General features: G+C 71.8%; 21 protein-coding genes. 8 read left to right on the top strand and 13 right to left on the bottom strand.

The window, feature by feature from the left end:
* The first annotated feature begins 64 nt into the window (after positions 1–64).
* On the top strand, positions 65–679 hold the full coding sequence (locus HGK34_RS11340; protein WP_201847255.1) for a GyrI-like domain-containing protein: 615 nt from the start codon (positions 65–67) through the stop codon (positions 677–679).
* Positions 680–798: 119 nt separating this feature from the next.
* The gene (locus HGK34_RS11335) at positions 799–1,524 is read left to right on the top strand and encodes a ThuA domain-containing protein (RefSeq protein ID WP_201847253.1); all 726 of its coding nucleotides are present in this window, start codon (positions 799–801) and stop codon (positions 1,522–1,524) included.
* A gap of 76 nt (positions 1,525–1,600) precedes the next feature.
* Here HGK34_RS11335 and HGK34_RS11330 read toward each other — a convergent pair whose 3' ends face one another.
* On the bottom strand, positions 1,601–2,578 hold the full coding sequence (locus HGK34_RS11330) for a DUF808 domain-containing protein (RefSeq protein WP_201847251.1): 978 nt from the start codon (positions 2,576–2,578) through the stop codon (positions 1,601–1,603).
* Positions 2,579–2,769: 191 nt separating this feature from the next.
* Here HGK34_RS11330 and HGK34_RS11325 point away from each other — a divergent pair, with 191 nt between their 5' ends.
* Positions 2,770–3,981, top strand: coding sequence for a Fic family protein (locus HGK34_RS11325; RefSeq protein ID WP_307815911.1), 1,212 nt, complete (start codon positions 2,770–2,772; stop codon positions 3,979–3,981).
* Between the two features lie 6 nt (positions 3,982–3,987).
* Here the strand turns inward: HGK34_RS11325 and HGK34_RS11320 are convergent, their stop codons facing one another.
* Positions 3,988–4,446: a tRNA (cytidine(34)-2'-O)-methyltransferase gene (locus tag HGK34_RS11320; protein ID WP_201847300.1), complete on the bottom strand. Its 459-nt coding sequence runs from the start codon at positions 4,444–4,446 to the stop codon at positions 3,988–3,990.
* A gap of 193 nt (positions 4,447–4,639) precedes the next feature.
* Positions 4,640–6,586: a phosphoenolpyruvate carboxykinase (GTP) gene (locus HGK34_RS11315; RefSeq protein ID WP_201847248.1), complete on the bottom strand. Its 1,947-nt coding sequence runs from the start codon at positions 6,584–6,586 to the stop codon at positions 4,640–4,642.
* A 265-nt stretch (positions 6,587–6,851) separates the two neighbouring features.
* On the opposite strand from HGK34_RS11315, the gene HGK34_RS11310 reads away from it, so the two are divergent.
* Positions 6,852–8,267 carry a helix-turn-helix domain-containing protein gene (locus tag HGK34_RS11310; protein WP_307815918.1) on the top strand — a complete coding sequence of 472 codons (1,416 nt, stop codon included), beginning with the start codon at positions 6,852–6,854 and terminating at the stop codon, positions 8,265–8,267.
* 170 nt (positions 8,268–8,437) lie between these two features.
* Here HGK34_RS11310 and HGK34_RS11305 read toward each other — a convergent pair whose 3' ends face one another.
* Together HGK34_RS11305 and HGK34_RS11300 are read right to left on the bottom strand one after the other, a co-directional pair.
* The gene (locus tag HGK34_RS11305; protein ID WP_201847245.1) at positions 8,438–9,610 is read right to left on the bottom strand and encodes a hypothetical protein; all 1,173 of its coding nucleotides are present in this window, start codon (positions 9,608–9,610) and stop codon (positions 8,438–8,440) included.
* On the bottom strand, positions 9,607–10,311 hold the full coding sequence (locus HGK34_RS11300) for a SigE family RNA polymerase sigma factor (protein ID WP_201847243.1): 705 nt from the start codon (positions 10,309–10,311) through the stop codon (positions 9,607–9,609). Before HGK34_RS11300 ends, HGK34_RS11305 begins: the two co-directional genes overlap by 4 nt.
* A gap of 231 nt (positions 10,312–10,542) precedes the next feature.
* Here HGK34_RS11300 and HGK34_RS11295 point away from each other — a divergent pair, with 231 nt between their 5' ends.
* The gene (locus HGK34_RS11295) at positions 10,543–11,262 is read left to right on the top strand and encodes a hypothetical protein (RefSeq protein WP_201847241.1); all 720 of its coding nucleotides are present in this window, start codon (positions 10,543–10,545) and stop codon (positions 11,260–11,262) included.
* 29 nt (positions 11,263–11,291) lie between these two features.
* Here HGK34_RS11295 and HGK34_RS11290 read toward each other — a convergent pair whose 3' ends face one another.
* Together HGK34_RS11290 and HGK34_RS11285 are read right to left on the bottom strand one after the other, a co-directional pair.
* Positions 11,292–12,593 carry an alpha/beta fold hydrolase gene (locus HGK34_RS11290; protein WP_201847239.1) on the bottom strand — a complete coding sequence of 434 codons (1,302 nt, stop codon included), beginning with the start codon at positions 12,591–12,593 and terminating at the stop codon, positions 11,292–11,294.
* 48 nt (positions 12,594–12,641) lie between these two features.
* Complete coding sequence (locus HGK34_RS11285) at positions 12,642–13,193, bottom strand: amino-acid N-acetyltransferase (protein ID WP_201847237.1); 552 nt, start codon at positions 13,191–13,193, stop codon at positions 12,642–12,644.
* A 60-nt stretch (positions 13,194–13,253) separates the two neighbouring features.
* Between HGK34_RS11285 and HGK34_RS11280 the strand changes: the two genes are divergently transcribed.
* On the top strand, positions 13,254–15,014 hold the full coding sequence (locus HGK34_RS11280) for a glycerol-3-phosphate dehydrogenase/oxidase (protein WP_201847235.1): 1,761 nt from the start codon (positions 13,254–13,256) through the stop codon (positions 15,012–15,014).
* Positions 15,015–15,159: 145 nt separating this feature from the next.
* On the opposite strand, the gene HGK34_RS11275 is transcribed toward HGK34_RS11280, so the two are convergent.
* Complete coding sequence (locus HGK34_RS11275; RefSeq protein ID WP_372433116.1) at positions 15,160–16,158, bottom strand: iron-sulfur binding domain-containing protein; 999 nt, start codon at positions 16,156–16,158, stop codon at positions 15,160–15,162.
* A 182-nt stretch (positions 16,159–16,340) separates the two neighbouring features.
* Here HGK34_RS11275 and HGK34_RS11270 point away from each other — a divergent pair, with 182 nt between their 5' ends.
* A complete protein-coding gene (locus HGK34_RS11270; protein WP_201847233.1) occupies positions 16,341–17,093 on the top strand; it encodes a hypothetical protein in 753 nt (250 codons plus the stop codon).
* On the opposite strand, the gene disA is transcribed toward HGK34_RS11270, so the two are convergent.
* Both disA and radA read right to left on the bottom strand, forming a co-directional pair.
* Positions 17,084–18,160: a DNA integrity scanning diadenylate cyclase DisA gene (gene disA, locus HGK34_RS11265; protein ID WP_201847295.1), complete on the bottom strand. Its 1,077-nt coding sequence runs from the start codon at positions 18,158–18,160 to the stop codon at positions 17,084–17,086. The genes HGK34_RS11270 and disA overlap by 10 nt on opposite strands.
* Before the next feature lie 113 nt (positions 18,161–18,273).
* Positions 18,274–19,737, bottom strand: coding sequence for a DNA repair protein RadA (gene radA / locus HGK34_RS11260; protein ID WP_201847293.1), 1,464 nt, complete (start codon positions 19,735–19,737; stop codon positions 18,274–18,276).
* Between the two features lie 141 nt (positions 19,738–19,878).
* On the opposite strand from radA, the gene HGK34_RS11255 reads away from it, so the two are divergent.
* Positions 19,879–20,526, top strand: coding sequence for a hypothetical protein (locus tag HGK34_RS11255; RefSeq protein ID WP_201847231.1), 648 nt, complete (start codon positions 19,879–19,881; stop codon positions 20,524–20,526).
* A 53-nt stretch (positions 20,527–20,579) separates the two neighbouring features.
* Here HGK34_RS11255 and HGK34_RS11250 read toward each other — a convergent pair whose 3' ends face one another.
* Genes HGK34_RS11250 through HGK34_RS11240 form a run of 3 tightly spaced genes read right to left on the bottom strand, consistent with a single transcriptional unit; the run spans position 20,580 to position 22,515 of the window.
* A complete protein-coding gene (locus HGK34_RS11250; RefSeq protein WP_201847229.1) occupies positions 20,580–21,209 on the bottom strand; it encodes a hypothetical protein in 630 nt (209 codons plus the stop codon).
* The gene (locus HGK34_RS11245) at positions 21,206–21,829 is read right to left on the bottom strand and encodes a hypothetical protein (protein WP_201847227.1); all 624 of its coding nucleotides are present in this window, start codon (positions 21,827–21,829) and stop codon (positions 21,206–21,208) included. The genes HGK34_RS11250 and HGK34_RS11245 overlap by 4 nt, the downstream gene beginning before the upstream one ends.
* Positions 21,826–22,515, bottom strand: a complete 690-nt coding sequence (locus HGK34_RS11240; RefSeq protein WP_201847225.1) for a hypothetical protein — start codon at positions 22,513–22,515, stop codon at positions 21,826–21,828. The genes HGK34_RS11245 and HGK34_RS11240 overlap by 4 nt, the downstream gene beginning before the upstream one ends.
* Between the last annotated feature and the right edge of the window lie 74 nt (positions 22,516–22,589).

Below are 22,589 nucleotides of genomic sequence, written 5' to 3'. Positions count from 1 at the left end.
GCCCGCCCGACAACGACAGGCCGGCACCGGGTCACGGCCGGCGCCGTTCGGCGAGGAGGACGACATGGCGAAGTACGACGTCAAGACGGCGTACAAGACGCTCTACGCACCATCCGCACGGAACTTCACGGAGGTGGACGTTCCCCGCTTCCGCTACGTCGCGGTCGACGGGAAAGGTGATCCGAACACCTCGGAGTCCTACGCCCGCGCGGTCGAGGCGCTGTACGGAGTGTCGTACACGCTGAAGTTCGCCGGCAAGGCGGACGGCCGGGACCACGTGGTCGGACCGTTGGAGGCGTTGTGGCGCGCCGACGACCCGAGCGTGTTCCTCAGCCGGGACAAGGACGCCTGGGAGTGGACCGTGATGATCTGGCAGCCCGACTGGGTCGACGACGCGGCGCTCGGCCGCGCCGCGGGGGACACCGCCCGGAAGAAGCCCAACCCGGCGCTCGCCGCGGTCCGCCTGATCAGGCCGCACGAGGGCCGCTCCGTGCAGATCCTGCACATCGGCTCGTACGACGACGAGACACCGACCCTGGCGCGCCTCCACGACGAGTACATGCCCGCGCACGGCCTCACCTTCAACGGCGACCACCACGAGATCTATCTCGGTGATCCGCGGCGTGTGGCACCCGAGAAGCTCCGCACGGTGCTGCGTCAGCCCGTCAGGCCGCGCTGAACCGGCCCGCCCCGGGCGTGGTCTCGATCGGCGCCGCCTCGGCGAGCGCGGCCTGATGTCCGCGTCGTCGCCTGAGCGCTCCCCGCGTGCTCCTGGCGTGCCGTGAAAGGATCGGCGTCGTGACGACGCGCATTCTTGTCCTGGCCGGTCGAGGGCGATACGAGGACCCATGGCACGACCATGCTGCCACTTCGCACGAGGTCGCGAGGATCCTCGGCGAACCGGAGGCGGTCGGGCGCGACGACGTCGTCGTCCGTGTTCGTTCGACGTGGCGGGACGCCTTGGACGACCTGGACGACGTCGACCTCCTCGTGCTGAACTCCGGCCGCGGCCGCATCGACCCGGACTTCGACGGGGCGGACGGCGACTGGGTGGCGTTCCACGAGCGGCTTGCCGGCTGGGCACGCTCCGGGGGGTCGGTCCTCGCGCTGCACCAGGCGGCGAACACCTTCGCGGACGCGCCCGGCTTCGAGGAGGTCCTCGGTGGGCGCTGGATCCCCGGCGTATCGATGCATCCGCCGATCGGCGATGCGGTGTTCGACGTCGTGGCCGGGCACCCCGTCACCGTGGGTCTCGGCGGCGGTGTGATCGACGCGTACGACGAGCGCTACTGCCATCTCGTGGTGGCCGAGTCGTCGCGAGTCCTCCTGACGACGCGTGGTCCCGCCGAGTCCGGCTTCAGCGCCGAGGCCGACGACGGCGCCCGCGTGCACTCCGTGGCCTGGGCGAACGATGCCCATGGGGGTCGCACGGTCTACTCCGGCCTGGGCCACGACGTCCGCTCCTTCACGTCGGAGCCCCATCGTGCGTTCCTCCGCTCCGCGGCGGCCTGGCTGGTCTCGTAGCGCCCGTGCTCGTCGACGTCACCCCCGGGCGTATGCGCTCACCGTGGGCGGGTCCGGCGCGACTCCGCGGCGGCCGTCAGGCCTGGGCGGCGTCGGCCTCGTGGGCGGCGTCGGCGTCGTCCATGTGCTTCCTGCGGCTCGGCAGCAGGTGCGTGATCCCGACGACGATCCCACCCACCACCAGGCCCAGCACCGCCGAGCAGAGCGTGTTGAACAGCCATGCCAGGATCGCGCCCACGGCCGGGACGGCGTGGTGGATGGCCTCCTCGACGCCGTGCACCCAGCCGTAGAGGGTGTGCCAGCCCAGTTCGTCGATCCCCACGAGCAGGATGTGGCCACCCACCCAGAGCATCGCGACCGTGCCGACCACGGAGAGGGCTCCGAGCAGCTTGGGCATCCCGCCGACCAGGGCGCGGCCGACCCTCCGGCTCACCGCGGGTTCCCGTTGCGCCAGCGCGAGCCCGACGTCGTCCATCTTCACGATGAGCGCGACCACGCCGTAGACGGCGATCGTGATCACGATCGCGACCACGATCAGGGCTCCGAGGCGGAACCAGAACCCGGAGTCCGCGACCTCGTTGAGGGCGATCACCATGATCTCGGCCGAGAGGATCAGGTCGGTGCGGATGGCGCCGGAGACCACGGCCTTCTCGGACTCCACGCCCTTGACCGCCGCGGGGGCGTCGTGAGCCTCGTGTCTGCCGAACCAGCCGAGGATCTTCTCCGTGCCCTCGAACGCGAGATAGGTGCCGCCCACCATGAGGATCGGGGTGAGCGCCCACGGCGCCCACTCGGAGAGGACCAGCGCGATCGGCAGGATGATCAGCAGCTTGTTGCGGATCGAGCCGACGGCGATCTTCTTGACGATCGGGACCTCGCGGTCGGCCGTCACCCCGTGCACGTACTGCGGCGTCACCGCGGTGTCGTCGATGACGACCCCTGCGGCCTTGGCCGTGGCCTTGCCGGCCGCCGCGCTGACGTCGTCCAGGGACGCGGCCGCGAGACGGGCGAGCGCGGCGACGTCGTCCAGCAGGCCGAGCAGTCCGGCGCTCATCGGCCCGTCTCCTGCGGTCGGGGGGCGGTCTGCGCAACGAGCATGGCCAGCAGCCTACGTGAAGCCGCCCGGTGAGCCGCCAAGATCCGAGCCTTCAAGAGGATCATTGCTTGTTGACGCATGGCGCCTAGCCTTCAACAACATCAGCTCTTGTTGAAGGCTAGAGTGCTATTCTTCAACAAAGGGGGTTGGTGTTGAACGTCATGGAGCGGAAGGGCTCGTCGGCCTGGCCGGCGATCGAGTACGAGGAACGCGAGTGGACGGCCGCTCGGAACGACGCACTTCTCGATGTCTGGCAGCGGCATCGGCTGTCGCGCCCCTACCACGCCGCGCTCCTGCCTCCTGTCGCGAACAGCCGGGCCGACATCTCGCGTGACCTGCTCGCCCTGGTCGACGAGGCGACATCGGAAGTTGCGCGGTTCGACACACGGATCGCGGAACTGCCCGTGACCATGCCGGCCGTCCTGCTGCGGACGGAGTCCGCCTCGAGTTCACAGATCGAGCACCTCACAGCGAACGCCCGCAATCTCGCGATGGCGAGCCTTGGCGTCGGAGCCAAGCAGAATGCCGAGCTCGTCGCCGCGAACGTGCGGGCCATGAGCGAGGCGCTGCGCCTGGGGGACGAGGTGACCGTGCCGCAGATCCTGGCCGTGCACCGCACGCTGCTCACAGGATCCGAGCCTGACGTCGCGGGGAGGCTTCGGGATGAACAGGTGTGGATCGGTAGTTCGCCGATCAGTCCACACGACGCCGACTTCGTTCCCCCACACCACGAGCGCGTCGAAGCTGCGCTCGACGACCTCGTGCGGTTTGCCGCACGACGCCGCGACCTGGTGCCACTGGTGCATGCCGCGCTCGTGCATGCACAGTTCGAGACCATCCACCCCTTCACGGACGGCAACGGCCGGACCGGTCGCGTCGTGCTGCAGACGGTCCTGCGAAGTCGGGGGCTGACACGCCACGCCACGGTCCCGGTCTCCGCAGGTCTGCTCCGCGACCCGGATCGGTACTTCCGTGCACTCACCGCCTATCGGACGGGCGATCTCGATCCCATCGTGCGGCAGGTCGCGGACGCGGCCCTCGCGGCAACGGCGAACGGGAGAGAGCTGTCCCAGGATGTCCTCGACATCCGTGAGGCATGGCGGTCGCAGCTTGCCGTCCGGTCCGATTCCGCCGCGTGGCGGCTCGTCGACGAACTCTTCGCACAACCCGTGGTGAACGCGGGCTATGTGGCCTCGGTGCTCGACGTTTCCGACCGCAGCGCGCGCAACGCGATCGATGCCCTCGAGAAGGTGGGCATCCTGACTCCCGCCCGGAGTGTGAGAAGACATCAGGTGTGGCAGGCGTCGTCCGTCCTGACAGCGATGGACGCCTTCGCCCAGCGGGCAGGGCGTCGGGGGTGACGTCCCTCAGCCGGTGGGTGATCCGGCGAAGCCGTGCTGCCGCCAGGCCTCGTAGACCACGATCGAGGCCGCGTTCGTCAGGTTCAGGGAGCGGCGGCCCGGGAGCATCGGGATCGTGACCCGGTCCGTGACGCGGGGGTGGGCGAGGACGTCCTCGGGCAGGCCGCTGGGCTCGGGGCCGAACAGCAGGATGTCGTCCGGGCGGTAGTCGACGTCCGTGTAGCGGGTGCTGGCGCGCGTGGTGAAGGCGAACACGCGCGAGGTGGGGAGCGCGTCGAGCGCGGCGTCGAACGACGGGTGCACGTCCGTCGTCGCGAGGTCGTGGTAGTCGAGGCCGGCACGCTTCAGCTTGGCCTCGGACAGGTCGAAGCCGAGCGGCTCGACCAGGTGCAGGCGCGCGCCCGTGACGGCCGCGAGGCGGATCGCCGAGCCGGTGTTCCCCGGGATGCGAGGCTCGAAGTACATCAGGTGAGCGAGCGGGGTGGCGGGCAGGTCGGCGTCGGGCACGTGCCGATTCTCGCAAACGCGCGCGCCGCTCCGCGACGCGGAAATGCCGAGGCGGCAGACCCTTGTGGGATCTGCCGCCTCGAAGCCCCGTGGCGGGGTGAACCCCGGCCGGTCTGCCTCATTATCCCGGCCGGGGGGTCTGTGGGGTCGCTCAGCCGTCCAGGCGGTCGCGCAGGTTGGCGAGCTGCTTGCGCAGCGCGGTGGGCACGTGGTCGCCGAACCGGTCGAAGAACTCCTCCGTGAGGTCGGTCTCGGTGAGCCAGGGCCCGGCCGGCACGTCGAACAGTGCCGCGAGGTCCGCGGCTCGAAGATCGAGACCGTCGATGTTCAGTGCCCCGTCCGAGGGCACCCGGCCGACGGCCGATGCGACCGACCGGTCCTCTCCCTCGCCGCGGGCCGCGGAGACCTGGCCCGCGATCCACTCGACGACGCGCGAGTTCTCGCCGAACCCCGGCCAGAGGAACGAGCCGTCCGCCCCCTTGCGGAACCAGTTGACCTGGAAGATCAGCGGACGCCTGGTGGCGTCCACCGAGTCGCCCACGGACAGCCAGTGCGCCCAGTGGTCGGCCATGTTGTAGCCGCAGAACGGCATCATGGCGAACGGGTCGCGCCGCAGCTCACCGACGGTGCCCTCCGCGGCCGCGGTGCGCTCCGAGGAGATCGTGGCCCCCATGAACACGCCGTGCTCCCAGCCGAGCGACTGCGTGACCAGCGGCACGTTCGTCGCGCGGCGGCCGCCGAAGATGATCGCGTCCACCGGGACGCCGGCCGGGTCCTCCCAGGTGTCGGCGATCGTCGGGCACTGCGCCGCCGCGACGGTGAACCGCGAGTTCGGGTGCGCGGCCGGCTCGTCGGAGTCCGGCGTCCAGTCGCGGCCCTGCCAGTCGGTCAGGTGGTCCGGCGGGGTGTCGGTGAGACCCTCCCACCAGACGTCGCCGTCGTCGGTCAGGGCCACGTTGGTGAAGATCGTGTCGTGGTCGAACGTGCGGACCGCCACGGGGTTGGTGCCCTCGCCGGTGCCCGGGGCGACGCCGAAGAAGCCGGCCTCCGGGTTGATGGCCCGCAGCGAGCCGTCGGGTCCGGGACGCATCCACACGATGTCGTCGCCGAGCGTCTCGACCTTCCAGCCGGGGACCGTGGGCTGGAGCATCGCGAGGTTCGTCTTGCCGCAGGCACTCGGGAACGCGGCGGCCAGGTGGAACTGCTTCCCGGCGGGCGACGTGGCGCGGATCAGCAGCATGTGCTCGGCGAGCCAGCCCTCGTCGCGCGCCATGGCGGAGGCGATCCGCAGTGCGAAGCACTTCTTGCCGAGCAGGGCGTTGCCGCCGTAGCCGGAACCGTAGGACCAGATCTCGCGGGTCTCCGGGAAGTGCACGATGTACTTCGTGTCGTTGCAGGGCCAAGGAACATCATCGGCTCGCCGACCGTCGGCATCGATCAGCGGGGCGCCGACCGAGTGCACTGCCGGGACCCACTGCTGCCCGCCGTCGATCAGGTCGAGGATCCTCGCCGAGACGCGTGTCATGACGTGCATGGAGACGACGACGTACGGGGAGTCGGTGATCTCGATCCCCACCTGCGAGATCGGGCCGCCGACCGGCCCCATCGAGAACGGCACCACGTACATGGTGCGCCCCTTCATCGAGCCGGCGAACACGCCGTTCAGCTCCGAGCGCATGGCGTCGGGGGCCACCCAGTTGTTGGTGGGGCCGGCGTCCTCCTCCTGCTCGGAGCAGATGAACGTGCGCGACTCGACGCGTGCCACGTCGGCCGGGTTCGACCGCGCCAGGTAGGAGCCGGGACGCTTCTCCTCGTTCAGCTTGGTCAGCGTCCCGGCCTCGACCATCTGGTCGATGAGCCGCTGCTTCTCCTCGGCGGAGCCGTCGCACCAGACGATCTCGTCGGGCTGGGTGAGTTCGGCGACGTCGTTCACCCACGCCCGGACGTCGAGCCGGCTTCCGGTGGCGTCGCGGGTCACGTCCCGGGGAAGGGTTGCCTGGGGAGAGACGCCGGCGCCGAAGGACGCGCCGGCTTCGGAGGTCTCCGAGACGAGCTCGGCGACGAGTCGGGTCCGTCGGGGGTTGGCGAGGAACGACATCTTGGCTCCCATCTGCAACAAGTGGCTGGGTTTCCACTCTCGCCCGGACCGGGTCAGGTTTTCCATGCCACGGGCTGTGAAGATCGGCCGATCTTTACATATGCTGAAGGCGCGAGTTCCTGTGCTCGTGATCTGGCACACACTCGGTGCCGCGACGTGAAACGGAGGCGAGGGCGTGGAAGACCCCGCGACGAGGAGATCGGCGCCGGCCGCGTCGTCGGACACGAACCCCACCGGTGGAGCGGCCGACGACGGAACCGACCTCATCACGCTCGGACGACGCGTCCGGCACGCACGCGCCACGGCCGGGCTCACGCTCGACCGGCTGGGCGAACAGGTGGACGCCGCGCCGAGTCTGCTCAGCCTGATCGAGAACGGGCGCCGGGAGCCGAAACTCTCCCTGCTGCGCTCGATCGCCGCCGCGCTGGGGCTGTCCCTGAACGAGCTGCTCGACCCCGAACCGCCGTCGCGCCGCGCCGCGCTGGAGATCGCGCTGGACCGCGCCCAGCGCGGACCGCTCTTCGCCGGGCTCGGCCTGCCGGCGGTGAAGCCGTCGCAGAAGCTGGCCACTCCGGTGCTGGAACAGCTCGTCGGGCTGCACGACGAGCTCGCGCGGCGCGCGGAGGAAGCGATCGCCACCCCGGAGGAGGCGCGCCGCGCCAACACCGAGCTGCGGCTGGAGCGCCAGGCGCGGGACAACTACTTCCCGCAGTTCGAACAGCTCGCGGAGGAGCTGGTGCGAGGCGCCGGGTACGCGGGCGGGGCGCTCACGCACCGTACCGTCGCGGTCCTGGCCGAGCGCCTCGGCTTCACGATCCTGCACGTGAACGACCTGCCCCGCTCGGCCCGCACCGTGACCGACCTGCGCAACGGCCGCATCTACCTGCCGCCGGCGTCGGTTCCCGGCGGGCACGGGCTGCGGTCGCTCGCACTGCAGGCGATCGCCCACCGGGTGCTGGAGCACGAGCGCCCGCGCTCCTACGCCGAGTTCCTTCGCCAGCGGGTCGAGATCACCTACTTCGCCGCGGCCTGCCTCGTGCCGCAGTCCGAGGCCGTGCCCTTCCTGGAGGAGCGCAAGCGCGAGAAGGACCTGGCGGTCGAGGACTTCCGGGACGCGTTCGGCGTCACGCACGAGGCGGCGGCCATGCGGCTGACCAACCTCGCCACCGTGAAGCTCGGCATCCCGCTCCACTTCCTGCGCGTGGGGGACGACGGTGCCCTGTTCCGGGGCTATGAGAACGACGGCCTGCGCCTGCCCCAGGACCCCACGGGCGCGATCGAGGGGCAGCTCGTCTGCCGCCGCTGGGCCGCCCGCGAGGCGTTCGACCGGCGGGACGTGGCGACCGAGTACTACCAGTACACCGACACCCCCACCGGCACGTACTGGTGCTCCACGCAGACCGGGTCTGGCGGGACGGGATCGTTCTCCATCACGGTCGGGGTGCCGTACGCGCACGCCAAGTGGTTCCGCGGCCGCGACACCCGGGTGCGCCGGACGTCGACCTGCCCGGACCCGGCGTGCTGTTCGCGCCCGGCACCCGAGCTCGCCGAGCGGTGGTCCGGGGCGGCCTGGCCGTCGGCACGGATGCACCAGCAGGTGCTCGCGGCACTCCCGCGCGGGGCGTTCCCCGGGGTGGACGACGCCGAGGTGTACGCGTTCCTGGAGCGGCACGCGCCGTGATCCGGGGCGGTCACACGGCCGGTGCTCCGGCCGTACCGTCCGCCGGTGCCGCGCGGAACCCTGGTCCACGGTCGGCGGCGACCGGCCGTCGGTGGACCAGGGCCCTGGGTCATCTCCCTGCCCTCGGGGCCCCGGACCTCGATGACGTCCAGGCGCTTCGTGCGTTCGAGCTACCCGTCCCCGTCGTCGTTCCGGTGCTCATCCTTCTCCGCGAGCCCCTGGTCGTAGACCGCCCTGATCTCGGACGGCATCGCATCGTACGAACCCGACTCGTCAGGAAGATGCGTGGTCGTCGACTCCACCGTGCCGACGCCTCCAGCTCCTTCGTAGTTGCCCACGACCTCGAGGAGCACACGGGACGCCGGGTCGTACACGTAGGTCACCGTGCCGGGACCGGGCGCGTCGTAGCCTTCGTCGACGTCGAACCTGACAGCCGTTCCGGAACGCCCCTTCGAGTCCTGACCCGCACCATCGACGTGGGCGCCGGGAAGTCCTGTCAGGACCTCCCAGGCGGAGTCCCGCAGCTCCGTCGTGGTCGGCAGGTCGAGCAGGTGCGCCAGCGTCCGGCTGACGGAGGCAACGGCCGCCGGGCTGTTCCGTCCCTCGGCCACGACGCCCGCGGCCCCACCACCTCGACACTCCCGGGGAAGCTCGGCGTGGTCGACGTCACCGAGCTCGTCCAGTTCGACCCCGCCGGCTTCGCCGGGTGAGTGGTCCTCGGCCTCCAGCTCGGCCTGGCGCTCCCGCTCCGCGGTCTCTCCTGCGAAGAGGCATGCCTCGAGTGCCTCGGGGTCGGTCGGGAGTGCGTACAGATCCTCCCATCGGACGGGTCCGCCGAGTCCGATCCTGAGACCCGGTTCGCCGATCGTGTCGGTGGGGTCCTCCTCCATGTGCGCCACGTCGGAGATCGACATGCCGGGCGCGTCACGGACGGTCCAGACCTCCTGCCGCCTCGTTCGGGGTGCCCCGGAGTCGAACCGCACCCTCACCTCGGACACCGACCGCCAGTACCCGGCGTCCAGGTACGCCCGCGCCTCCTCCGACAGCTCCGGCGCCGCCGCGTCCGGCTCCTCCGGCGTGGCCCCGCCCGGCAGGACCGCGGGATCCGCCGACGCCCACGGGTGCTCCGTGATCGCCCAGCCGCCGCCCCCCAGGACGAGCGCCGTGGCCAGGGTGAGTACGGCCGCCTGGCCTGCCCTTCGCCGTCGGGCGGCGCGGAGGACACCTGAGGTATCCACGGTGATCTCCGGTACGACCCACTCCGCGTAGGCACGCAGCTCGTTCGTCTCGTGCGGGCCCGGTCGGCCTCCGTGCGACGCCGGCCGCTGATCGTCGGTGCTCATCGTGCGCTCCCTCGCCGTTCGTCCCGGCCGGGTTCGATCCGCCCGGGTCTGTCGTGGTCCGGTGTGTCGCGGCCGGACGCGCTGCGACCGTGGTCGTCCAGCAGCCCACGCAGCCTGGCGAGCCCGCGCGAGGACTGTGACTTCACGGTCCCGACGGATACGCCGAGCGCGGCCGCCGTCTCCTTCTCGCTCAGTCCTTCGAGGTGCCGTAGCACCACGACACGTCGCTGCCTGCGGCCCAGCAGGGCGAGTGCCCGGACCAGACGGTCCCGTTCGGCATGGAGGTCGGCCGACGGCGCCACCACGCGCTCCGGCAGCGCAACCGGGTCTGCGAGCACTTCCCGCCGGTGCTTGCGCCAGGAGTCGATCCGCAGGTTGGCCAGCACTCTCCGGGCGTAGGCCAGGGGCTCGCCCCGACGGGCCTTGCCCCAGTGGATCCACACCCGCACGAACGCCTGCTGCACGAGCTCTTCGGCTTGGTGCTCGTCACCGCACAGCAACCATGCCGTGCGGGCCAGCGCCGTCGACGACCCGGCCATGAAGGCCGCGAACTCGGCCTCGCGTCCGGTGGGGCCGCCTGCCGTGCCGTCGCGTGCGCCTGAGCCCGAGTGCGGGACGACCACGACTCGTACGTCCGCCGTCGCCGGTCCCGGTCGTGGGGGCTCGGCGGGGCCGTCACGCCCCTCTGCGATCACTGTCATACCCGGTTCACGGATTCGCGTCCCGAAAGGTTGAGCACCACGCACGTATCCGGTCCGAGTGTCGTTGCCGGGGTGGGACGGTTCGACGTCGCGTGGTCCCCCGGACCGGTGCGCGTCGTACCGCCGGGGCCCCGATGACACCGGGGCATGACCGGCCCATATACGAGATCACAGCCTGTGCGGGTATTTTCTGGGCGCGTGGCTACGAATCTCGCGTGCGTCGGACTGAACGTGACTACCCGGAGCGGTTTCCGGGACCTTGTCCATGGGGTGCTCCCTGAGGCGAAGGTGATCGCGGAGGAAGGTGGCGCGACCCTGTACGTCTGGACGGACACCACGGGCGCGCGGCTGATCATCACCACCGAGGGCGATCTCGTGCGCGCGGTGACGACGTCGTATGCGGGCCCGCTCGCCGCGCGGCTCGCGGATGTGCGTGCGGCCGACGGCGGCCTCGCGATCGCCGAGATCGTGGACGCCGACGACGACGTCCTCGCCGGCGTGGCGTGCGAGCTCGAGGAGCTCCAGCTCCTGGGCGACACCGAGGACCTGCCCGCGGGGGACGCCTGTCTCGTGGGGCTCGGCCGCTCGGTGGAGGTGTTCGACGGGCCGGAGGAGTTCCTGGCGTCCGACGCCAGCCGCATGACGTTCGCGGGTGAGGACGCCGCGGACGAGACCGGCGAGCCGATGCGCTTCGAACCCGAGTCGTTCAGCCCCGACGGGGCGTTCACGATGCAGGTCGACGCCGTGGCCCGGGTGAACGGTACGGTGCTCGACGTCGCGCGGCACGAGGTGGAGCGCACGGGCCAGGGGTTCACGGCCGCCCAGGTGCGTACCGGTGGTTTCGAGATGACCCTCTGCGTCCCGACGGGTGAGCCGGACCTCGTGGCAGGCCAGGTCGTCGCGGCGAACACCTACCTGGTGGCGTCGATGCCGAGCCTGCTGGCGGCGTAGCCGGCCCGCAGGCCGGGCCGGGTTCGGGGTCAGCGCAGCGGGCCTCCGCGGGCGTCCAGCCGGTCCAGGAGGGTGGCGAACGTGTTGCCGACCCGGAGCCCGTCGTGCTCGAACTCGTTCGTCACCCAGGCCTCCGTGTTGCCGACATGGGCGGCCGTCGCCAGCGAGTACCCCGCGTCCACGAACATGTCGTCGTGGTAGACGGCGGCCTCGACGGGGATCTCGTTCGAGGCCAGCCGGTCCAGGTCGTAGAGGTCGTCCCAGTCCTCCCGGGCGGCCAGGGCCTCGGCCGCGGCGGCGAACGGACGCAGCGCCGCGATCTCGGAGAACATCCAGGGGTAGATCATCTCGCCGGTGAGCAGCAGGGGACGTGCGTCCTCGGCGAACGCCGGGTCCGCGTCGCGCACCGACTGCGCCGCCCACGCCGTCGGGCCCGTGTGCGACTGCGCGTAGATCGACTCGTGCAGCACCGCGTACAGAGGACGCCCCACGAAGTCGGTGGCCGCCCCGGCAGACGCCAGGAACGTGTCCGTCAGCGTCGCGTCGTCGGGGCCGCCGCCGTCGAACGCCTCGTCGAGGATCCAGTGGACGCGCTCGAAGCCCGGGCCCATGCCGAAGTCCATGCCCAGGCTCTGCAGGCGCCGGACACTGAGGGGAAGCCCGTCGGGCAGCACGGCGCCGGTGGCGTCGAGCCGGTCGGCGACCCGCGCGAGCAGCCCCGCGGCGTGCGGGTATCGCGCACGGAACCGCGCGTTCTTTCCCGCGACCCTCGGCTGCGTGCGTTCGTACACCTCACGGGCCGACGCCGTCAGGCTGGGCAGGCCGCCCGTCACCAGGCTCGCGTTGACACCCTCGGGCGCCAGCGACAGATAGGTCATCGTGATGAACCCGCCGTACGACTGGCCGAGGGTGGTCCACCGCTTCCCGCCGTAGACCGAGTCGCGGATGTACTCGGCGTCACGCACGATGCTGTCCGCGCGGAAGTGGGTGAGGTACTCGGCCTGGGTGGCGGCGTCGCCCAGCGCGTTGAGGGCGCCGGCACGGACCGCGGTCGAGCGGCCCGTGCCGCGCTGGTCGAGCAGCACGACGCGGAAACGCTCCAGGGCCGAGCCCACCCAGCCGTCCGGCCCCGTGGGGCGCGGGCCCTTCCCGCCCGGGCCTCCCTGGAGGAAGACGAGCAACGGGAGGTCGTCGTCCCGCTTGACGGGGTCGACGAGCTCTCGGACGAAGACTGTCAGGGTGCGGCCGTCGTCGGGGTCCGACCAGTCGAGCGGAACCTCGACGCTCCGGTCGGTGACATGGACGCCGGGCAGGGTGTAGCGCAGGGACACGACCCCAAGCCTAGGTGGCTCCGCGCCGTTCTCCCGTAGGTACCTCGGTCACAGCTCCAGGAGCATGCGGGAGTTGCCCAGGGTGTTCGGCTTGACCCGCGCCAGGTCCAGGAACTCGGCGACGCCGTCGTCGTGCGAGCGCAGCAGTTCCGCGTACACCTCGGGGTCGACGGGCGTGCTGTCGATCTCCTCGAACCCGTGCTTGCGGAAGAAACCGACCTCGAACGTCAGGCAGAAGACGCGCTTCAGGCCCAGCGTCCGGGCCCGGTCGAGCAGCGACTCGACGAGCAGGTGCCCCACCCGGTGGCCGCGGTAGTCGCGGGAGACCGCGAGGGTGCGGATCTCCGCCAGGTCCTCCCACATGACGTGGAGGGCACCGCAGCCGACGACGCCGGGCCCGGCCGGGGCGACGCCGGCGGGCATGTCGGCGTCGTCCCTGGTGGCGGCCGTGCTCGCGTCTGCCACCAGGAACTCCTGAACGGCCTCGTAGTAGCCCACCCACTCCTTGGCCAGGAGGATCCGTTCGGCGGCGTACGGCTCCACCAGGGCGCGGATGGCCCGCACGTCGGCCGGCCTCGCGGGCCTGATGTTCACGGTCACGCGGCCCACAGTACGCGTGCCCCCCTTGCTTCCGTCCACGTCACGTGGTGGGTTGTCGGCATGGCATCCACCCGGCTGACCGCAGAGTCCCGAGCCCAGGCCCTGGCCACCCTCGAGGCGAGCACGGACATCGCCACCGAGCTCGACGTGCTGGTCGTCGGCGGTGGCGTCACCGGCGCAGGTATCGCGCTCGACGCCGTGACGCGCGGGCTGTCGACGGCGCTCGTCGAGTCGCAGGACTGGGCCCAGGGGACGTCGAGCCGCAGCAGCAAACTGGTCCACGGCGGCCTGCGCTACCTGCAGATGCTCGACTTCGAACTGGTCCACGAGGCACTCACCGAGCGTGACCTGCTGCTACGCGACCTCGCCCCCCACCTCGTCCGGCCCGTGCCGTTCCTCTACCCGCTGGAGCACCGCGTCTGGGAGCGGGCGTACGTCGGCACCGGTATCGCGATGTACGACATCCTGGCGACCCTGACTCCCGGCCGTCGCCCGATGCCGTTCCACCGGCACCTGACCAAGGCGCAGATGGAGGCGAAGTTCCCGGACCTCGCGCACGATGCCGCCGTCGGAGCCGTGCAGTACTGGGACGCGTCCGTCGACGACGCCCGCCTGGTGACCACGCTCGTGCGGACCGCCGCGTCCTACGGGGCCCACGTCGCGAGCCGCACGCAGGTGGTCGGGCTGACACAGGGCAGCACGGGCACGGTGAACGGCGCCGTCGTCGTCGACCTGGAGACGGGCCGGGAGATCACGGTTCGTGCCCGGGCGGTGATCAACGCGACCGGGGTGTGGACCGAGGAGACGCAGGACCTCGCCGGCCACCCCGACAGCCCGGCGGGCGGCCTGCGCGTGCTCGCCTCCAAGGGCATCCACCTGGTGGTGCCGCGTGACCGGATCCAGGGGCACGCCGGCCTGATCCTGCAGACGGAGAAGTCGGTGCTGTTCGTCATTCCCTGGTCGCGCTACTGGATCATCGGCACCACGGACACACCCTGGCACCTTGACCCGGTCAGTCCCGTCGTCACCAGCGCCGACGTCGACTACGTGCTGGACCACGCCAACGCCGTCCTCGCGCACCCGCTCACCCGGGACGACATCATCGGCACCTATGCGGGCCTGCGCCCGCTGCTCCAGCCGGGCACCAAGGCGGGCACTCCGAGCGCCAAGGTGTCGCGCGAACACACGGTCGCGAGCCCGACGGCCGGACTGACCGTGATCGCGGGCGGCAAGCTCACGACCTACCGGATCATGGCGAAGGACGCCGTCGACTTCGCCATCGGGCAGCGGTCCGCCGCACTGCCGAGCATCACCCATCAGATCCCGCTCACCGGTGCCATCGGGCTCAAGGCGGTTCAGCGCCAGGCCCGTGCCTGGGCGAAGCGGTTCGGCTGGAACCCCCCGATGGTCGACCATCTGCTGCACCGGTACGGCTCGAACCTGACCGACCTCGTGGAGCTGTGCGAGGCCGATCCGAGCCTGGCCCTGCCGCTGGAGCACGCCACCGCCTACCTGCGTGCCGAGGTGCATCACGCGGTCACGCACGAAGGGGCGCTGCACCTGGAGGACGTGCTCGCGCACCGCACGCGCCTCGTCTACGAGGTTCCGGACCGGGGCGTGGACGCGGCGGCGGAGGTGGCGGACATCGTCGCACCGCTCCTGGGCTGGGACGACGTCGCGAAGCAGCGCGAGCTCGACGCCTGGCGGACCCGGGTCGACGCCGAGCTGGCGGCGCTGCGGGCCCCGGACGACGAGAGCGCGGAGGAGGCGATGCGGGGTGCCGACCGGATCGCGCCCTGGCAGCCGCTCCGGACGTCGTAGGCGAGGCCGACGAGACGAGGCCGGTGGCTGAGGCCGGCGGGACGAGGCCCGCGGGCGGAGATCGGCGGGCTGAGACCGACGGGACGAGACCGACGAGCTGAGACCGACGGGCTGAGACCGACGGGCCGGATTGCTCGCCGGCCGCTCACGTCGCTTCCGGCAGGCGGAGACGGCCCGCGGGGTCCTGTTCCGCCAGGCCGTCCTCGATGAGGCCGGCGATCGCACGGTCGAGCTGGGCCAGGCGGGCGGTCCGCCCCTCCGACTCGTTCCGTGTGCCGGAGCCGGAGCCGGAGCCGGAGCCGGAGCCGGTGCCGGAGGCCGTGCCGGTTTCCGGGGCCCAGGCGTCGACCAGGACGGAGCGGTCCACGGGACGCTCCGCCTCGCGCAGCGCTGCCATGACGCGGCCGCGGCACTGCCGGTCGGTCCCGTGCCACGCCTGTGTACGACGGCGGGGAGCGTGCGCGTCCGGCGGTGAGCCCGCCGCCCTCCAGGCGCAGAGCCCGGCGACCGGACAGGCGTCGCATCTCGGGGAACGGGCGGTGCAGACGAGCGCGCCGAGCTCCATGGACGCGGCGGCCCACCGGGCGGCACTGGCGTCCTCGCGCGGTGCGACCGCCGTGGCCAGGGCCCGTTCGGCCGCCGTGTACGACGGCGCGGGCAGTGCGGTCCCGTCGATCGCGCGGGCCAGCACCCGGCGCACGTTCGTGTCGACGACCACGGCACGGAGCCCGTACGCGAACGCGACCACGGCCGCGGCCGTGTACTCGCCGATCCCCGGGAGCGCGCGCAACTCCTCCTCGGTGCGGGGGACCGCGCCGTCGTGCCGTTCGACGAGGACGGCGGCGCACTCCTGCAGCCGGAGCGCGCGCCGGGGATAGCCGAGCCGGCCCCAGGCGCGCAGCACGTCGGCGGTGTCGGCGCGGGCGAGGTCCACGGGTTCCGGCCAACGCTCCATCCAGGAGCGCCAGGCCGGTTCCACCCGGACCACCGGCGTCTGCTGCAGCATCACCTCACTGACCAGCACCCCCCACGGGCTGCGGTCCGGGGCACGCCACGGCAGGTCGCGAGCGGCGCCGGCGAACCAGTCGGTGACGGCAGTGCGCAGGACGGCGTGAGCAGCGGTGTCGGTGGGAAGAGACGTCACAGCGGCCCATTCTCTCCCTCCTTCGCCACGGTGCTCGCCGTGGCAGTTCCCTCGCCGCGGTACGTCCCGTGCGGTGTTCGTCAGGGCGGCGTGTCCGGCCCGGCGGCGCGGCCTCCGCGGAGGCGGGGAGGGCGTTGCCTACTGTGGGATCGTTCATTCCGGACAGGAGCGTGGGGGAGTCGGTGCAGGCAAGGGAGTCAGGAGCTTTCGGGCGGCGCCGGGTGGTGGTCGTGCTGCTCGTCGCGGTCCTGGTGCTGATCGGTGTGGCCGTGGTGCCCACGATGTGGCCGGAGCCGCCCGCGCCGATCGAGAGCGATGCCAAGGTCCACCCGCCGGCGCCCGCGGACCCGGGCAGCGCCACGCGTACGTGCGGTGCCGACGTGCTGGACGTGCGACTCGCCGCGGACCGCAGCACCGCGGCCGAGGGCCAGCCGGTGGTCTTCACCGTCACGCTGGAGAACAGCGGCGCCACGCCCTGCCTTGTCGACGGCGCCGACGCGAACCGGCCGGTCACGGTCTGGGCGGGCGAGCCCGGGGACGATGCGGAACGGGTGTGGTCGTCCGGGGACTGCGACGACGAGGAGCGGATGCTCCTGCTGGGGCCGGGGTCGGTCGACACCAAGAAGGTCCGGTGGTCGGACGTGCGCTCCGCGCCGGGATGCGAGCGGGTGGACAAGGAGATCGCGCCCGGCCTCTACAGCGCGCAGGTGACGGTGGCCGACGTCGCGGGCGCGGCCAGTCAGGTGGTCCAGGTCACCCGGCCGGAGCCGCCGGAACCGAGCCCGTCGCCGTCGCGCGGCAAGGGCGGCAAGGGCGGAGCGACGGACAAGCCGGCGAAGCCGGAGAAGAAGCCGGACAAGCCCTCGGAGACGCCGGCCGCGACGTCGAGCCCGCCCCCCTCGAGCGCCGCCGGGGCAGCCGGGGATCAGACGTAGCGTTCCAGGATGCTCGACTCGGCCATGCGGGAGAGGCCCTCGCGGATGGTGCGAGCCCGCTGGTCGCCGACGCCGTCCACCGACAGCAGGTCGTCCACGCTGGCAGCGAGCAGCTTCTGCAGGCTGCCGAAGTGTGCCACCAGTCGCTCGATCGTGGCGTTCGGCAGCCGCGGCACCTTGGACAGCAGCCGGTAGCCGTGCGGTGCGACGGCCGCGTCGAGCGCATCGCCTCCGCCGGGCATGTCGAGGACACGGCCGATCTGGGAAAGATCGAGCAGCTGCTGGAACGACAGGGTGGCGAGCGCCAGCCGCACCTCTTCCAGCGTGCGGCCCTTGCGGCCCAGGACGTAGTCCCGGATGACGAACTCGCGGTCCGCGCCCACATCACCGATCAGCTCGTCGAGCTGGAGCGCGAGCAGCCGGCCGTCGACGCCGAGCTCGATGACGTACCCCTTGATCTCGTCCGAGATGCGCCCGACCATCTCGAGCCGCTGCACCACGGAGCAGACGTCACGTACGGTGACCAGGTCTTCGATCTCCAGGGCGGACAAGGTCCCCGACACCTCGTCGAGGCGGGCACGGTAACGCTCCAGCGTGGCCAGGGCCTGGTTGGCGCGGCCGAGAATGGTGTCCGAGTCCTCGAGCACGTGCCGCTTGCCGCCCACGTAGAGGGCGACGATGCGCATCGACTGGCTCACCGAGATGACGGGGAAGCCGGTCTGCTTGGACACGCGCTGGGCGGTGCGGTGCCGGGTACCGGACTCGGAGGTCTCGATGGTGGGGTCCGGCAGGAGCTGGACCGCGGCACGGCGGATCCGGCCCGCGGACCGGTCCAGGACGACCGCTCCGTCCATCTTGGACAGCTCACGCAGGCGGGTCGCCGAGAACTCGACGTCGAGCTCGAAGCCGCCGGAACACATCTCCTCGACGGACTGGTCGAGCCCGAACACGATGAGTGCACCGGTCCGGCCGCGCAGGATGCGTTCGAGCCCGTCCCGCAGCTCGGTTCCGGGCGCGACGGCGGCCAGGGTCTCGCGGAGGAGTTCTTCTGCTTCCGTCGGTGTCATGGCCACGGAGAAATCCTACGTCGTGTGTTTCCTCGACAGTCGTTTGTTTCAAAGCCGTGACATGAACGGCCTGATAATCACCCCTGACGAGGTGGTGTAATTGATTTTTCACCCTACCTGTCAGGCGTGACCCAGGCCAGGGCCATGGCCTCGCGGATGTGCTGCGCCTCCAGCAGTTCCATCCCGTCGGGTGCGGCGATCCCCGTTCCGGCGGGAACGACGGCCCGCCGGTAGCCCAGCCGTGCGATCTCGCCGAGCCGCCTTTCGAGGCCCGTGACCGGCCGGATGTCACCGGCGAGCCCGACCTCGCCGACGGCGATCGTGGCGGGCGGCAGCGACTCCTCGGTCCGGGCCGACACCAGCGCCAGCGCGGCCGCCAGGTCCGCCGCGGGCTCCGTGACCCGTGCACCACCCACCGTCGAGACGTAGACGTCCTGGTCCGCCACCCGCATTCCTCCGTGCCGATGCAGCACGGCGAGGATCATCGCGAGACGGCTGGAGTCGACGCCGCTGGTCGCGCGGCGCGGGTTGGCCAGGGGGCTGGGGGCAACGAGCGACTGGAGCTCGACGGCGAGCGGGCGGCGCCCCTCGAGCGTCACGGTGACGCAGCTTCCGGGTGCGGCCGCGCCCGCGTGCGAGAGGAAGAGTCCGGAGGGGTCCGGGAGGCCTACGATCCCCTGCTCCGACAGGTCGAAGCAGCCCACCTCGTCGGTAGGGCCATACCGGTTCTTGACCGCTCGCACCATCCTGAGCCGGGAGTGCCGGTCTCCCTCGAACTGGCACACCACGTCGACGAGGTGCTCCAGGGTCCGCGGGCCCGCGATGGTGCCGTCCTTGGTCACGTGACCGACCAGGACCACCGGCACGCCACGTTCCTTGGCCGCGGCGATGAGGGCCGCCGCCACCTCCCGGACCTGGGTGGTCCCGCCCGGTGCGCCGTCGACCTCGGCCGACGCGACCGTCTGCACGCTGTCGACGATGAGCAGGTCGGGTTCCGCGGCGGCGACATGTCCGAGGACGGTGGCCAGGTCCGTCTCCGACGCGAGCAGGAGGCTGGGTGCGAGCGCCCCGATCCGCTCCGCACGTAGCCGGACCTGCCCTGCCGACTCCTCGCCGGTGACGTACAGGACCGTGCGCGGCCCGCCGTCCCCGCGAGGAGGCCCGGAGCGTGTGCCCGCGTCATCCGTGGCGCCCGTGGCGAAGTTGCTCGCGACGGCCAGCAGCAGGGTCGACTTGCCGACGCCCGGCTCTCCGGCAAGCAGCACCACCGCCCCCGGGACCAGGCCACCGCCCAGCACCCGGTCGAGCTCGCTCACTCCTGTCGGCGTGGCGCGTGCCGCCTCGACGTCGATCTCGGCGATCGGGCGGGCGGCCGACCGCGTCGGCGTGACCGCGGTGGTCCGCGGCCCCGCCTGGGCCGGGGCGGAGTCCGTGACCGTGCCCCAGGCCTGGCACTCCCCGCAGCGACCCACCCACTTCACGGTGGTCCAGCCGCATTCGGTGCATGCGTAGGCGGGCTTGGCCCGCTTGGTCGTCGTCGTTGCCACGCAGGGGACGGTACCGGGGGTGACCGACATCGACGACGGGACGCGGCGAGCGGGTGACATCGTCGCCGCGCGGATTCCCGACCGCGCGCCTCCGGGTGAGTGTCGGCGACCCGTCATAGGGTTCCTACTGCCGCCGGACGTCGGCGGGAGTCTCACTCAGGGGAGAGGACCATGAGCCAGGAGCGCGCGGGATCGGGCGGGCGGGTGCAGCGGCCGAGGGCCCGGGTCCCCCACTCCCCGGCGGTGTATCGCCGTCGGCGTCTCGTGGTCGGGGTCCTCGCGGTGCTCGTGCTGGTCCTCCTCCTGGGATTCTCCGGGCTCGTCTGGCCCGGCTTCCTGCATGCCCAGGAGCCCGAGCCGGTACCGACCGTCACGGTCACGGCGCCGGTCCCCACCCCGGCGGTCAAGTCGATGCAGCGGCCGGACGGCGAGACGGCCTTCCAGGAGGCGCTCCCGTCCGCGGTCCTGCAATTCGCCCTGACGGACATGGTCAAGACCGATGCCGCCGAGGAGTCCGATGCCACGGAGGGCTGGAAGGCGACCTACACCGATGGCGGCGACCTGCGGGTCCGGGTCACCGCCACGCAGTGGTCGAGCGCCGAGGAGGCGACGACGTCGGCCGAGGCGCTGACCAAGGCGGCCGGCAAGGCCGCCAAGTCGGGTGACGTGAAGGTCGGCGACGACGTCGTGGGCCGGTACGCCCTGACGCGGGAGGACGCCGGAGAGCGGACCATGATCTGGCGCAACGGGACCGCAGTGCTCCAGGCGGACGGCCCCGCCGAGGTGATCGAGGAGTTCTACCGCGCGTTCCCGCTCTGAACGAGCGCCGGGCCGGCCCGTTCCCGTCCCGGCCCCGTGCCGGGCGGGCCGCGTCACGGGACCGCGAGCGTGACGTAGTCCGGGCTGCCGAAGGAGAACCAGACCTCCTCGGGCGTGTCGCCGGCGCGGGTGAGCAGAACCGTCGACGTCTGCCACGTCCCCGCGTCGGGTGCGAGCGCGTCCGGTGCGTCCTCCGGCACGCACGGATTGCCCTGGCCCAGCGGGTCGTTCGTGGCGCCACCCTCGCCGTACCGTGTCCCGTCGGACGACACCAGCATGACCTGGCACGACCCCAGGGCGGTGCCCGGTGCGGCGGCCAGTTCGAGGTCGATGCGCCATGCCGCGGAACCGTCGGGTACCGAGTCGATCTCGGCCGTCACCGACCGGGGCAGCCCCTCGACGGGCCGCACGGCGAGCACCTGCACGTCCACCTCGCGGGTCACCCAGGTGTTCGCGAGGCTCGGGTCGTCGAACCCCAGGTCGTAGTACTCGCCCGCGTAGTGGGCTGTTCCGCCCGCGCCGGCGCTGTCGGCCTCGTGGACCAGTTCGGTGGGCCACCACAGGTTCACGAGACGGAAGGACCACGACACGGCGGCCGCCGCGATCGCGAGCGGCAGGACGGCGAGCCAGACGCCGTTGCGCCGCCACCACCCTCGTTCGTGCCCGCCGGTGACGGCACTCATGCATCCTCCTGACCATCGGTACCCGTCCGGACGACGGGAGCGGGGCCGTGCACCTCGATCGGGGCGGCGTCGGCGCCCGCCTCCTCGCCGGGCACCCGGTCCAGGCCGAGGCCGAGGCCGACGACGGCGACCGCGTCGCGGCGCTGGAAGGCGCCCTCCTCACCGTCCCCGCCACGCCCGAGCCGGAGCTGCGCGCCGTCGAGCGCGTCCGGGGGGACATCGAAGCAGTAGCTGATGCGTTGCCGGTACGCGGGGACGGCGGTCGTGGCGGTCGCGCAGCCGGAGCGGTCCGTCGCGGCGTGGACGCGTTCCCGCGAGTCCACGAGCTCGGCGCCGCCGACGGCGATCGTCCGGTCCGAGGCCTGCCAGACGGCGTCGACCACGACGAACACTCCGCCGGCCTGCGCGACGCCGTCCCCGGCGATCTGCTCGGCGACCCGGACATCGGTCACGACGAGGTCGGCGTAGCCGAGATGCACGGTCTCACCCACTGCGCCGCCGATCTCGAACGGCGCGTCGACGGCGGTGTCCTGCGGCACCTGCGTCACGAACCAGGTCGCCGCCCCGATCGCGGCCGGCGCCAGGAGCATCGCGCGCCAGGAGAAACGTCGGCGGCTCACGCGTCAGGTCCCGTGGCTGCCTCGGACCTCGGTGGTTCGACGTCGAACATCCCGCTGTGGGTGACCTCGTCCGCCGGGAGCCAGTACTCGTCGTCGAGACCGGCGAACCCCTCCTCGATCCAGGTCAGCCCAGCCAGGTCGACGCGCACCTCGGCGGGCCGGGCGTCTCCTGCCTGGTTCCACACGAGCGCGACCCGGTAGGTGACGCCGGGATTGATCACGTCGAGCTCGCCGGCATCGGCGATGTTGTAGCGGTCCGGTGCCGGTCGCTCACCGGGGCCGGCCGAGTCGGGGACCGGCATGCCACCGGTGTCCACGACGCCGCCGCCTACCGGGGCGGGAACGATGTCGGTGAGCTGCTGCGCGTTGGCGGGCCTGTCGGAGGTGTTCGTGACCTGGGCGACCACGATGAGCAGCCGGTCCTCCGGGTCGAGGGCGCGGACGTCGCCGAGGGCCTTTGCCGAGACGACCTTCTCGATCGTCACCGTGTACGGACCCACGTCGACGGGGGTATCGGCGGTAAGGGCCATCGCGTCGTTCGCCACGGCGTTCCAGGCGCCGAACGGCGTGGCCGCGAGCACGGCCGCGGCGAGGCCGGCGATCACCCTGCCGGTGGTGCCGAGTGCCGCGAACACGTTCCGTGCCACTCCGATCAGGCCGGGTGCCGCACTGCTGGCGTGCTTCATGGTCCAGAGGGTACCTAGACACAACGGACTAATTGACCGGTGCCCATCGTCGGGCCGGACGCGCCCGCCGCGCA

The organism is Myceligenerans indicum, from assembly GCF_016742955.1.
GTDB classification, from domain to species: domain Bacteria; phylum Actinomycetota; class Actinomycetes; order Actinomycetales; family Cellulomonadaceae; genus Myceligenerans; species Myceligenerans indicum.
Note: the sequence above shows the minus strand (reverse complement) of the source record. Positions and strands in the feature narration are given on the sequence as shown.